Source organism: Flavonifractor sp. AGMB03687 (assembly GCF_017811815.1).
In the GTDB taxonomy this organism is placed as follows: Bacteria; Bacillota; Clostridia; order Oscillospirales; family Oscillospiraceae; genus Flavonifractor.
This window is the reverse complement of the sequence record NZ_JADKZI010000007.1, coordinates 21198-33845: the sequence shown is the minus strand read 5'-3', so window position 1 is coordinate 33845 and position 12648 is coordinate 21198. Positions and strand designations below refer to the sequence as shown.

The following is a 12648-nucleotide window of genomic DNA, read 5'->3' as shown; positions in this document are numbered from 1 at the left end:
TCAATTCAGATTCTTTCCTCAATGCTTGTCCAGCGGGAAGAGGCGTTATTGAATGTAGGGAGTCGTATCGAAGTGCCACTCATAGCCCAGCTCCTCGCCGGCCTTCAGGTAGGCGGACATGATGCCCGCGCCGTCATAGCCCAGGGCGGTGACCTCGTCGATCCACATCTGGAGGGTATCCTGGTAGGCCAGAGCTGTCTCGGCCCACTCTTCCTTAAGCTCGTCGGAGAGCGTGTTGAAGGTAACGCCGTTGTCCAGCATCTCCTGCACCCAGCCGTCCATCTCGTCTTGCTGCCACTCCTGGAACTGGGCCATGGCCTCATCAGCGCACTCCTGGAAAAGCTGCTGGGTCTTCTCGTCAAAGGAGTCCCACATGTCCTTGTTGAAGCAGAGCACATTGTTGTTGCGGGCGCCCAGGCCCACCTCCAGGCAGTAGTCCTCCACCTCGTACAGCTTATAGTTGCAGTAAATGCTGTCGTACACGAAGGAACCGGAGGCTACACCGGTCTTAATGGTCTGATACAGGTCGGCAGCGGGAGCGTTTACCGGCACCGCGTCAATGGACTGGAACCAGGGAATGTAATACACACCGCCCAGCGTCAGCTTCATACCGGCCATCTGGGACAGGTCGGTAATGGGGGCCTTGGAGTACAGCTTGTAGGGCTCATTGCCCTTCCAGCCCAGGCATACCACGTTGTTCTTTTCGTATTCCTCATAGAACTCGGGATACTCCTCGGCCACCTTATACATTAGCTCAGCGGCCATGGCGGGATCACTGGGGGCGAAGGGTATGCAGTAGGTGATCTGAGACAGGGGCAGGTTGCTGGGCGTGTACAGGGTACAGACTGTACCCAAGTCGGCAATGCCGGAGCTGAGCGTGTTCAGGTTGTCGGTAGCCTTACCCAGCAGGTTGTCGTAGAAAACCTTGAAGGTGATGGCACCGCCGGAACGCTCGGTCACCAGATCAGTGAAGATCTCGATCTCGTGGGCAGAGGTCTTGTCGTGGGAGTCAATGGCCGAGACGATCAGCTCCATAGTCGGATAACCGGATTCCGTAACGTTGCCGCCGGTTTTGCCTCCGCTTCCACAGGAGGTCAGCAAGAGGCCAACGAGCAGCGTGCTCAGCAGCGTACAGGCGATTCTTTTCTTCATGGTTCAAATATCCCTCCCAATTTATCATTGGTGCAGCGTGAACGATTATCTTAATACACGCCGTACTTATAAACGCGATCGGGGACATCCTTGTTGATTTTATCTTCGTCAATCATAGCCACGGCACGGACGATGGTGCCGTCACCCATGTACCAGCGCAGGGGGAAGGCGCAGAAGGTGAAGCGCTGACCCTTGACCTTCTCAATGTCGCCGCCCAGATTTTCAATGCCCATGACATTGTTGCTCAGCAGGATGGTGTGTACGGGCTCCCACTCGGGGAAGTCCTCCAGGGGCTCATGGCCGAACTCCTTCTTGTACTCGTCCACGATACGGGGGACGTAGGGTCCGGGGCCGTGCTGAGCGGCGTAGGTGTAGAGGATGTGGTCCAGAGCCTGCAGGTCGAAGCCGACGCCCTTGACCTTGTGGTCCACCAGCCAGTGGGCACCCTCGATGGACATGCCGGGGGAGTACATGAAATAGTCGTCGTTCTCGCCCCAGCGCTTGTTCATGCCGGTGCAGATGAGGACCCAGTCGCCCTCCTGGATGCCGCCTTCAACCTTGGCAGCGGCCTTCTCGATGTCCTCAACGGTAATGAGCTCCCAGTGCTTCTTGGGGATGTCCAGGCAGACAGCGGGGCCGTAGTAGTTCTCCAGGGGCAGCTCGTGGGTAAAGGCACCCTCGGGGATCACATGAGAGGGAGAGTCGGCGTGGGTGGAGTTGTGCATGTGGAAGTCATTGAAGGTCTGCAGCAGACGATAATGCATGGGCATATGCTGCACACGGTCGATGTGGAAATCGCCGTTGGAGGGCCACAGGGGATTGCCGCGGCCAAAGGGGTGGGACAGGTCAACAAGTACGGTCTTACTCATAATAAAGACTCCTTATCGATTAGATTTGGATCTGTTGATCCAGGCCGGACATAAGCAATGGACTACCTTTTAGAAAGCTGTAACTGGGGGGTGCAAGCTAGGCTTTTCCTGTGTGCTGTTGGTAAAACCACGCTTATGGTTATATACTAAAGCAATCTACATGCCAAATAAAGAGGGGGATTTTGGGTGAAAATGGGGGGTATAGCGTAAATTTGTTGCAGAAATAATACAAAGTTGGATGACTGTTGCAAAATTGAAACAGAGCACAGCAAAGGCTTAGAGAAGCTTGTGGAGTTTGAGCAGCTCGGCAAAAGCGTGGTCCCGGAATTTACACACGCCCTCAATGGTGTTACCCATGGAGGGGTCACGGTTGGCGATTTCTTCATCCACGCCCTGAGCGTACACTTCGTTCCAGGGGGTGGGTTCCTCGCCGTACTTTTCGGCAATGGCCCGGAAGCCGCCGTCCACGCCCAAGCTGATGGTGAGCAGCTGACCGGTGACCGCCATGCGCATGCCAGGGCCAAACATAATGGCCTTGTCCATGTCCTCTACGGAACAGACACCGTCACGTACACACTCCTTGGCAGCATCAAGGGCGGCCCAGGACAGGCGATTGACGATAAAGCCGTAGATCTCCTTCTTACAGACCACAGCCACCTTACCCATGCCGGTATAGATCTCCTTGGCCTTTTCGATTGCCTCGGGGGCGGTCTGCTCGCCGCCGCACAGCTCGATCAGGGGCAGCAGGTAGGAGGGATTGTAGGGATGGCCTACCAGAATGGACTGGGGATAGAGCGCGCCATCCTGCAGCTTGGTGGGGAAGAGCTTGGAGGTGGAGCTGCAGATGATGGCGTCGGGGCCGGTGACCTTCTGGATGGTGGCGTAGGTGGATTTCTTCAGTTCCAGCCGTTCGGGAATACACTCCTGTACAAAATCAGCGCCCCTCACAGCGGATTCCAGGTCGTTGGAGAACTGGCAGGCGTTCAGGGCGGCGTCAGCCTGCTCCCGGGTGGCGGCACCGGCCTCCACCAAAATGTCCAGAATGTGGCTGATGTTCTGGCGCATCTTCTCCGGAGGCACCACATCGTAAAGAACCGTTTCATAACCGTTCAGCATGGCGTTGGCAGCCAAGCCGGCTCCGATCATACCGGTGCCTACAAAAACTGCTTTGATATTGCCCATGTCACTTTCCTCATTTCTTTGTTGGTATCCAGGGCGTCGCGATTGATTGCGTCCTTGCTCAGAGAATATAGCAAACCGCGTGCCAGAAATTTTGGCCACAACAGGGGCTATGGGTAGAAAATTTTAGGGAAGCGTTGCAAAATGGAAACATATGTAGCAAAATAAAAAGGATAGAATTGCAAAAATGCAACAGACATATCCGGCGGTATGGGTATTGGCAACATATGAGATGGCATGCGACTTGCACTCTTGGAATAAATGAATTGTGTGGCATATTTATGTGGGTACACTATTTTTTGTGAAACATTGACACACAAGTTATAATATTGTTAAATCAAAGGAACATAAGAACCAGACCGCAGATTGGTTCTTGATTGCAACCCTGATTTCAATGATTGATCATAGTGTAAGGAGACGATAGGAACTAAAGTGCTGATTTTCCGAAGAAGCGTGCTGCAGAAAGCATGATTGCCTGAACGGGAAAGATGGATAAAGGAGAAACAAAATGAATCAATATTCGGCGATTCGAGAGGTACGGCAGTTGCTCAGACAGGTTATAGAGCAAAGCCGTCATCCCGAGTTAATAGAGCAGTTGAAGGAGATTGACAGACGGCTGGAGACATTTCACGATCGGGGGATTGATTTTAAAGAAGTGGTAGACTGTCTGGATGACAGTATTCTGATTACCGATGAAAAAGGAACGGTGCTGTATATTAACCCCGCTTATACCCGTAATACCGGGATTACAGAGGAGGAGGTTCTGGAGCGGGATATACACACGCTGATTGGTGAAGACAAGCTGTTTACCGGCGGTGCGGTGACCAGCGTACTGGAGGGCAAAAAGAGTGCATTCCGCTTGTCGACGACCTATAAAAAAGAGGCACCGCTGGTGGGCTATGTGGTGGGGACGCCAATCTTCAAGTCGGATGGCAGCTTGCGCCAGGTAGTGGCCTGTAGCCGGCCCATTGTGACGCTCAGCTCGTTGCAGGAGGATTTTGAGGCCTTTGTCAAGGAGATTAACGCCATCCATCCAAAGTCCATTACTACCGACTCGGACAAGCATCTATCGGAGGGTATGGTAGGAAAATACGGCTCTCTGAAGCAGATTGACGCGCTGCTGGACCGGGTGGCCCCCACCGATGCATCGGTGCTGATTACCGGTGAATCTGGTGTAGGCAAGGAGGTGGTGGCAGATGAGATATACCGCCGCAGCCTGCGGAAGGATAAGCCCTATGTAAAGATCAACTGCGCCTCAATTCCAGGGCATCTGTTGGAGTCGGAGCTCTTTGGATATGAGAAAGGGGCCTTCACCGGAGCCAATGCCAAGGGCAAGGTTGGCCTGTTTGAATATGCCAACCACGGCACACTGATGCTGGATGAGATTGGCGACATGCCTATGGACCTGCAGGTCAAATTGCTGCGGGCCATACAGTCTCAGGAAATCACCCGCATCGGCGGTACCCGTCCCATCAAGCTGGATATCCGTTTCCTGGCGCTGACCAATGCGGATCTGAAAAAGAAGGTGGCGGAGGGAAGCTTCCGTCAGGACCTTTACTACCGGCTCAACGTAATCCCCATTGCGGTACCGGCACTGCGGCAGAGAATGAGCGATTTTGAAGCCCTGTGTGAACACTTTATCCAGCGTTTTACCAAAAAATATGATCGCCTGTTTAGTTTGAGTGAGTGGCAGATTAGTTATATGAAACGCTATTCCTGGCCGGGTAATATCCGAGAGCTGGAGAATGTAATGGAATACTTGATCCTGTGCAGTTCTGGCGTTGGACAAATTGCGGACGATGTGCTTAGAGGATTGCTGAATGTTTCGGAGAAGAGTGTGGAAACGCAGCCTGCCGAGCCTGAGGATGTAGTAGTGGAAACTCCACCAGAGGAGCCTGAAGTTGTTTTGGCAGATGGTATGGACTTCAATACCGCAGTTGCAGGCTTTGAAAAGCAACTTCTGGAGCAGGTCCTAAAGGAGTCCTCTAACCTGCGGGATGCCAGTAAGAGATTGAACATCAATGCTTCTACCATCAGCAGAAAGATCAAACAATATGGAATTGATTATGAGAACCGCAGAAGCTAAGAATAACGCCAAAGGCCGTCGAATTTATTCGACGGCCTTTGGCGTTATTGAGAGGAAATCAACCCCGGGCCAGCTGCAACAGGCTGACCACTGCATCATAGTCCAGCGGGCGGAAGTTGCCGCCTAGGGAGCCTTCACGGTTGGGGAGGGCCAGCCAGGCCAGATGCTCGATGGACACATCCCCCAGACCGGCCTCTCGGAGGGTGACCGGCAGGCCTGCAGAGCAGAGGAAGTCCTGAAAGGCGGAGATGCCATTTTGGGCGGTCTGGATCTGGCTGGGACAGGAGGGTACCTGCCACACCAGGGTGGAAAAGTCGGCGATGGCTTGGGTTTCGTCTGTAAGCATGTACTTGCACCAGGCGGTCATCAGGATGCCAAGAGCTACGCCGTGGGGCAGCCCAAGCTCGGTGGTGAAGATATGAGAGAGGGCATGACAGGCGAAATCCCCTTCAAAGCCCAGCATATCGCTGTGTGCCACGGTAGCAGCCCACATGAGCTGGCTGCGGGCGTCGTAGCTGTCGGGGTGCTCCAACGCTCGGGGCAGTTCTGCAATCACCGTGCGCATGACCGCCGCGCACATCTGACTGCGGAGGGTGCCCTGCTGCCCCTTGTGGAAGTAGCGCTCAAAGGCGTGGGAGAAAATATCCACCGCGCAGGAGGCGGTCTGCCGAGGCGGCAGCGTATAGGTGAGGACCGGGTCCATCAGGGCAAAGCGGGGGCAGGTCAGGGGCTCATCTAGAGCCACCTTTTCGTGTAGCACGTCGTGGCAGAGGACGGAGACCCCGTTGGCCTCGCTGGCAGTGGCAGCGGTGGTAAGGACGACGCCGATGGGCAGGGCACGCTGGGCTCTGGCCTTGCCGCCATAGAGTTCCCACAGGGGGACGCTGTTTTTGGCCCCCAGGCTGACGGCCTTGGCGGTGTCAATGACGCTGCCGCCGCCCACGGCCAGCAGGAGGGTGATCTTTTTTTCCTTGGCCAGCCGCCGCCCCTCCTCCGCTTTGGAGAGGACCGGATTCTCCTGGATGCCTCCGAAGAGGGTGACCGTCAGGCCGTGGGCTTCCAGGTCGGCGGTGAGTCGGTCCAGCAGACCGCTGCGCTTGATACGGTCGCTGCCGTAGAGCAGCATGACGTTGGGACCAAAGGGGGCAGAGAGCTCCCCCACGCGGTTTTCTGCATCCCGGCCAAAGATCACCTGAGTGGGGAAGGAAAAAGTAAAGTTTTTCATAGCGGTATCACAATCAGACCATCTCGATGAGGACCGCGGTACCCATGCCGCCGCCGGCGCACAGAGTAGCCAGGCCGTACTTGCCGCCCCGGCGCTTCAGCTCGTGGAGCAGTGTAACCACCAGACGGCTGCCGGTGGCGCCTACGGGGTGACCCAGGGAGATGCCGCCGCCGTTGACATTCAGCTTGTCCTCGTCGATACCAAGCTCCCGCTGGCAGGCCACGCACTGAGCCGCAAAGGCCTCGTTGATCTCAAACAGGTTGATATCGTCCACGGTGAGGCCGGCCTTTTCCAACGTCTTCTGGGTGGCGCTGATGGGGCCGATACCCATCAGGTCGGGGGAGACGCCGGTGGTGGCGGTGGCCACCACGCGGGCCAGGATGGGCAGGCCCAGCTTCTTGGCCAGTTCCTCTTCCATCAGAAGCACGCCGGAGGAGGCGTCATTCATACCGGAGGCGTTGCCGGCGGTGACCCGGCCATCGGCCTTGAAGGTGGGCTTCAGCTTGGCCAGCTTCTCCAGGGTGGTATCCCGGCGGACGTGCTCATCGGTGGTGATGACGGTGTCGCCCTTTTTGCTGTGGACGGTGATGGGGATGATCTCCTCCTCAAACTTGCCGGAGTCGATGGCGGCGGCGGCACGCTGCTGGGAGTGGAGCGCATACCGATCCATATCCTCCCGGGTGACACCGTAGACATCGGCCACATTCTCGGCGGTGATGCCCATGGCGGGACCCACGCCCAAATTGGTCAGGGAGTCCCACATGGAATCCCGCAGCTCCATATGGCCGTACTTCTTGCCGTAGCGGGCGTCAAAGACCATAAAGGGAGCGGCGCTCATGCAGTCGGCGCCGCCGGCCATGATGCACTTAGCCTCCCCGGCCATGATCTGGTAAAAGCCCAGCTGGATGGAGGACATGGAGGAGGTGCAGTTGCGGTGGACGGTAATGCCGGGGACGCTGTCGGGCAGGCCGGCCTTGATGGCGGCCACACGGGCCAGGTTGTTTTCCAGATACGTACGCTGGTAGTTGCAGCCCCAGATCACATCATCAATAAGGGTGGGGTCCACGCCGGAGCGCTGGACCAGCGCCTGCATCACCGGAATGGACAGGTCCAGAGCGGTCAGGGTCTTGAACTGGCCGCCAATGGTGCCGATGGGGGTACGGCAGGCGGCTACGATTGCAACATGGTTCATACAGATAGCTCCTCTCGAATTGGGGTGAGATTGGTTCTGCGGATACAAACTGCAAACCGGATGCCAACAATCTTGAGGGGCTTATGGACAAAACAACCGGGTTAAATCCCATGATGATGCAGAACTGCAACAAGGAAACGGCGCGAGCAGGCATGCCTGTTTCAAAAATGCAATAACTAAGGGAAGAAAGGCGGGGAATCCAGCAGGGAAGCGGGAAACAAATTGGCATGAGTTTTGCTTCTTTTTCAAGGCGTGATAAAATCCGCCCCCAGAGGACGGATACAGGATTTGAAGGAGGAACGGAACATGAGTCAGGATAAGACCATTATTACCGTGGCCACCACCGGTGCGTGGCCCAAGAAGGAAAACAACCCCAACGTGCCCATGACCCCTGCGGAGATCGCAGAGGACATCTATGCCTGCTGGAAGGCGGGCGCCGCCATTGCCCACATGCATATGCGTGACGATGAAGGCAACGGCGCCATGGATAAGGACAAATTCCGCGAGACGGTGGAGCTGCTGCGGGGCAACCATCCCGATTGCGATATCATTCTGAATATGACCACCTCCGGCGCTGCCTCCTTCCCCAATGAGGAGTGCCGCTATGAGCACATCGTGGAGCTCCGCCCTGAGATGGCCTCCTACGACTGCGGTTCCATGAACTGGATGCACAGTGGCCTGTTCCTCAATCCGCCCGCTTTCCTGGAAAAGCTGGGTAAGATCATGCAGGACAACAACATCAAGCCGGAGATTGAGGCCTTTGACCCCGGCATGATTGCCAACGCCCAGTACTACCTGAAAAAGGGTGTGCTCAAGGCTCCTCTCCACTTCCAGTTCTGCATGGGCTGTGCCAACGGCATTCCCGGCACCATGAAGAACCTGATCTTTATGAAGGAGACCATGGAGTCCCTGTGCCCCGGCTCTACCTGGAGCTGCTTCGGTGTGGGCCACTCCGCCCTCACCATGCTGTACGGCGCTGTGGCTCTGGGCGGCCACATCCGCGTGGGCATGGAGGACAACGTGATGTACACCAAGGGTGTGCTGGCTGAGAGCAACGTCCAGTTTGTAGAGCGTGCCCGCCGGGTCATCGAGGAATTTGGCAAGAAGGTCGCCACTCCCGACGAGGCCCGTGAAATCTTGAACTTGAAATAAGAGAAGGGAAGGGAATATAATGGCACTGATGACTGGCGAACAGTACATTGAGAGCATCCGCAAGATGCATATGCAGGTCTATATGTTTGGCAAGAAGGTGGAGAATCCGGTGGATGACCCCATTCTCCGTCCCTCGCTGAACAGTGTGCGCATGACCTATGATCTGGCCCAGAAGCCGGAGTATCAGGATCTGATGACCGCCACCTCCAACCTGACCGGCAAGCAGGTCAACCGTTTCACCCACATCCACCAGTCCGCTCAGGATCTGGTGAAGAAGGTGAAGATGCAGCGCCTGCTGGGCCAGCAGACCGCCGCCTGCTTCCAGCGGTGCGTGGGTATGGACGCCTTTAATGCCGTCTACTCCACCACCTATGAGATCGACCAGAAGTACGGCACCAGCTACCACGAGAACTTCAAGAAGTTTGCCGCTTACGTCCAGGAGAACGACCTGACGGTGGACGGCGCCATGACCGATCCCAAGGGCGACCGCTCCAAGGCTCCTCATGAGCAGGAGGACCCCGATCTGTTCCTGCGGGTGGTGGAGCGCCGTCCCGACGGCATCGTGGTCCGGGGCGCCAAGGCCCACCAGACCGGCGCCCTGAACAGCCACGAGATCATCATCATGCCCACCATCTCCATGGGGCCCGAGGACAAGGATTACGCCGTGTCCTTCGCCGTGCCCATGGACGCCGAGGGCATCTTTATGATCATCGGCCGCCAGAGCTGCGACACCCGGAAGCTGGAGGGCAGCGAGCTGGACGTGGGCAATTCCGAGTTCGGCGGCGTGGAGGCCCTGGTGGTCTTTGACGACGTGTTCGTGCCCAACGACCGCATCTTCATGTGCGGCGAGACCGAGTTCGCCGGTATGCTGGTGGAGCGGTTTGCCGGCTACCACCGCCAGAGCTACGGTGGCTGTAAGGTGGGCGTGGGCGACGTGCTCATCGGGGCCGCCGCCGTGGCCGCCGACTACAACGGCTGCGCCAAGGCCTCCCACATCAAGGACAAGCTCATCGAGATGACCCACCTGAACGAGACCCTGTACTGCTGCGGCATCGCCTGCTCCGCCGAGGGCCACGCCACCGCCAGCGGCAACTACATCATCGACCTGCTGCTGGCCAACGTGTGCAAGCAGAACGTCACCCGCTTCCCCTATGAGATTGCCCGGCTGGCCGAGGACATTGCCGGCGGCGTAGTGGTCACCGCCCCCGCCGAGGCCGATCTGAAGGATCCCAAGCTGGGGCCCTATGTGGAAAAGTACTTCAAGGCCGCTCCCGGCGTGTCGGTGGAGAACCGCTTCCGCATTCTGCGCCTCATTGAGAACCTGACCCTGGGTACTGCTGCCGTGGGTTACCGCACTGAGTCCCTCCACGGTGCCGGCTCTCCCCAGGCCCAGCGCATCATGATCGCTCGCCAGGGCAACCTGCCCATGAAGAAGGAACTGGCCAAGAAGATCGCCCACGTCAAGGAGTGATACAACGTGTCTGACAACAGCAAGATCCTGGAGCGGATCGAAGGGGTACTGGAAGAGAAGGTGCGCCCCGACCTGGCCCTCCATGGGGGCAACATCCGCAGTCTGAACTGTGAGGACGGGGTATACCGGTTTCAGCTCACCGGCCAGTGTGCCGGGTGCCCGTCCGCTATGCTGACCACCGAGAACCTGATCAAGTCGGCTCTGCTGGAGTCCATCCCGGAGCTGAAGGATGTGGTGCTGGTGGGCGGCGTGAGCCAGGATCTGCTGGACCAGGCCAGGGCCATCCTGCGGGGAGAACGTCCATGCGGGTCGGAGTAAAATACTGCGGTGGCTGCAACCCCCGGTATGACCGGGTGGCATTGGTCCACCGCCTGATGGAAGAGCAGCCGCAGGACTGCTTTGAGCCAGCAGTTCCCGGCGAGATGTATGATCTGCTTCTGGTGGTCTGCGGCTGCCAGGCCCAGTGTGCCGACATCCAGGGCCTGCTGGGACGCACCATCCAGTATTACTGCGGCCAATAAGAAGCCAAACTGCATGAAAAAACGCCCCCGCTTCCCCACCGGATTCAACCGGTTGGGAAGCGGGGGCGTTTCTCGTGGAAAAGGGGTTTAGCCCAGCTTGTGGAAGAGATTGATCATCTCAATGGCGGACAGGGCGCAGTCATAGCCCTTGTTGCCCGCTTTGGTACCGGCCCGCTCGATAGCCTGCTCGATGGTGTCAGTGGTGAGCACGCCGAAGAGCACCGGCTTGCCGGTCTGGAGGGAGGCCTGGGCCACGCCCTTAGACACCTCGGCACACACATAGTCGTAGTGGGAGGTGGAGCCGCGGATCACCGCGCCCAGGCAGATCACTGCGTCATACTTGCCGCTCTGGGCCAGGTGAAGGGCGGCCACGGGAATCTCAAAGGCGCCGGGGACCCAGGCCACGTCAATGTTCTCGGTGGGGACACCGTGACGGACCAGGCCGTCCTCCGCCCCGGAGAGCAGCTTGCTCACGATAAACTCATTGAAACGGGACGCCACAATGGCGATGTGCAGGCTTTCGCTGCCGACCAGTTTTCCTTCCAGAATGTTCATGTCAAATACCTCCCTGAATCTTGTCATCGTCGGTCACCTGCTCCAGCAGGTGGCCCATTTTTTCACGCTTGGTCCACAGATAGAAGTGATCGTGCTCCTGAGGGGCGATTTCGATGGGGACCCGCTCGGTGATCGCCAGGCCGAAGCCGGACAGACCGTAGATCTTGTCCGGGTTGTTGGTGAGCAGCCGCAGCTGTTTGACCCCCAGGTCCCGGAGGATCTGGGCTCCGATCCAGTACTCCCGCAGGTCGGGGGCGAAGCCCAGCTTGATGTTGGCCTCCACCGTGTCATAGCCCTGCTCCTGGAGGGTGTAGGTTTTCAGCTTGTTGATGAGGCCGATGCCCCGGCCCTCCTGGCGCATATAGAGCACTACGCCCCGGCCTTCTTTTTCAATGCGCTCCATGGTGGCGGCCAGTTGCTGGCCGCAGTCACACCGCTGGGAGCCAAATACGTCGCCGGTGAGGCACTCGGAGTGAACCCGACACAGCACGCCCATGCCGTCGCCGATGTCCCCCTTCACCAGGGCCACGTGGCTCTCACCGGTGAGGTCGTTGGTGTAGCCGTAGATGGTGAAGTCACCGTACTTGGTGGGCATCTTGGCGGTGGCTTCCCGCACCACGTGCTTGTCGTGGAGGCGGCAGTAGTCCTGGAGATCTTTGATGGTGATGACCTTGATGCCCCAGGCCTCTGCGTTTTTCAGCAGCTCGGTGGTGCGCATCATGGTGCCGTCTTCCCGCATGATCTCACAGCACAGGCCGCATTCGGCAAGGCCTGCGTGGCGGCACAGATCCACCGTGGCCTCGGTATGGCCGTTGCGGGCCAGCACGCCTCCGCGGCGGGCTACCAGGGGAAATACATGGCCGGGACGGCGGAACTCCTCCGGCTTGGCGTCGGGGGCGGCGCACCGGCGGCAGGTAAAGCCCCGCTCCTCGGCGGAGATGCCGGTGGTGGTGTCCACATGGTCGATGGACACGGTGAAGGCGGTCTGGTGGTTATCGGTGTTCACCTTCACCATCTGCTCCAGGCCCAGCCGGGCGGCCACCGCTTCCGACATGGGGGTGCAGATCAGGCCCTTGGCGTGGACCGCCATAAAGTTGACATTCTCGGTGGTGGCGAACTGGGCGGCGCAGATCAGATCGCCCTCGTTTTCCCGGTCGGGGTCGTCGATGCACATGATGAGGTGTCCGGCCCGCAGCTCTTCCAGGGCCTCCTCAATGGTGGCAAATCCCATGGTATGTATCCTCCT

The 12648-nt window shown here is 57.9% G+C and carries 12 protein-coding genes; 5 read left to right on the top strand and 7 right to left on the bottom strand.

Annotation, left to right across the window (positions count from 1 at the left end; all coding sequences use genetic code 11):
• Nucleotides 1–45: 45 nt before the first annotated feature.
• The 3 genes from J9789_RS13340 to J9789_RS13330 form a co-directional block, all read right to left on the bottom strand.
• Entirely contained in the window at nucleotides 46–1152 is a 1107-nt protein-coding gene (locus J9789_RS13340; protein ID WP_209346192.1) for a C4-dicarboxylate TRAP transporter substrate-binding protein, read from the bottom strand.
• 50 nt (nucleotides 1153–1202) lie between these two features.
• A complete protein-coding gene (locus J9789_RS13335) occupies nucleotides 1203–2021 on the bottom strand; it encodes a cyclase family protein (RefSeq protein ID WP_087187165.1) in 819 nt (272 codons plus the stop codon).
• A gap of 276 nt (nucleotides 2022–2297) precedes the next feature.
• Nucleotides 2298–3203: a 3-hydroxyacyl-CoA dehydrogenase NAD-binding domain-containing protein gene (locus tag J9789_RS13330; RefSeq protein WP_209346190.1), complete on the bottom strand. Its 906-nt coding sequence runs from the start codon at nucleotides 3201–3203 to the stop codon at nucleotides 2298–2300.
• A 505-nt stretch (nucleotides 3204–3708) separates the two neighbouring features.
• Here J9789_RS13330 and J9789_RS13325 point away from each other — a divergent pair.
• Nucleotides 3709–5286, top strand: coding sequence for a sigma 54-interacting transcriptional regulator (locus tag J9789_RS13325; protein ID WP_209346188.1), 1578 nt, complete (start codon nucleotides 3709–3711; stop codon nucleotides 5284–5286).
• Between the two features lie 58 nt (nucleotides 5287–5344).
• Here J9789_RS13325 and J9789_RS13320 read toward each other — a convergent pair whose 3' ends face one another.
• Complete coding sequence (locus tag J9789_RS13320; RefSeq protein ID WP_209346185.1) at nucleotides 5345–6511, bottom strand: iron-containing alcohol dehydrogenase; 1167 nt, start codon at nucleotides 6509–6511, stop codon at nucleotides 5345–5347.
• A gap of 13 nt (nucleotides 6512–6524) precedes the next feature.
• Nucleotides 6525–7703 (bottom strand): thiolase family protein, encoded by a 1179-nt coding sequence (locus J9789_RS13315; protein WP_209346183.1) that lies wholly within the window; start codon nucleotides 7701–7703, stop codon nucleotides 6525–6527.
• Nucleotides 7704–8009: 306 nt separating this feature from the next.
• Here J9789_RS13315 and J9789_RS13310 point away from each other — a divergent pair, with 306 nt between their 5' ends.
• The 4 genes from J9789_RS13310 to J9789_RS13295 are packed head-to-tail and all read left to right on the top strand — an operon-like array spanning nucleotide 8010 to nucleotide 10847.
• A complete protein-coding gene (locus J9789_RS13310) occupies nucleotides 8010–8855 on the top strand; it encodes a 3-keto-5-aminohexanoate cleavage protein (RefSeq protein WP_209346181.1) in 846 nt (281 codons plus the stop codon).
• A gap of 19 nt (nucleotides 8856–8874) precedes the next feature.
• A complete protein-coding gene (locus tag J9789_RS13305; RefSeq protein ID WP_209346179.1) occupies nucleotides 8875–10326 on the top strand; it encodes a 4-hydroxyphenylacetate 3-hydroxylase family protein in 1452 nt (483 codons plus the stop codon).
• A 6-nt stretch (nucleotides 10327–10332) separates the two neighbouring features.
• A complete protein-coding gene (locus tag J9789_RS13300; RefSeq protein ID WP_348633694.1) occupies nucleotides 10333–10644 on the top strand; it encodes a NifU family protein in 312 nt (103 codons plus the stop codon).
• Nucleotides 10629–10847 (top strand): hypothetical protein, encoded by a 219-nt coding sequence (locus J9789_RS13295; RefSeq protein WP_209346177.1) that lies wholly within the window; start codon nucleotides 10629–10631, stop codon nucleotides 10845–10847. The genes J9789_RS13300 and J9789_RS13295 overlap by 16 nt, the downstream gene beginning before the upstream one ends.
• 87 nt (nucleotides 10848–10934) lie before the next feature.
• Here the strand turns inward: J9789_RS13295 and ribE are convergent, their stop codons facing one another.
• Both ribE and J9789_RS13285 read right to left on the bottom strand, forming a co-directional pair.
• Nucleotides 10935–11402, bottom strand: coding sequence for a 6,7-dimethyl-8-ribityllumazine synthase (gene ribE / locus J9789_RS13290; protein ID WP_209346175.1), 468 nt, complete (start codon nucleotides 11400–11402; stop codon nucleotides 10935–10937).
• Nucleotide 11403: 1 nt separating this feature from the next.
• Nucleotides 11404–12633, bottom strand: a complete 1230-nt coding sequence (locus J9789_RS13285) for a bifunctional 3,4-dihydroxy-2-butanone-4-phosphate synthase/GTP cyclohydrolase II (RefSeq protein ID WP_209346172.1) — start codon at nucleotides 12631–12633, stop codon at nucleotides 11404–11406.
• Nucleotides 12634–12648: the final 15 nt, after the last annotated feature.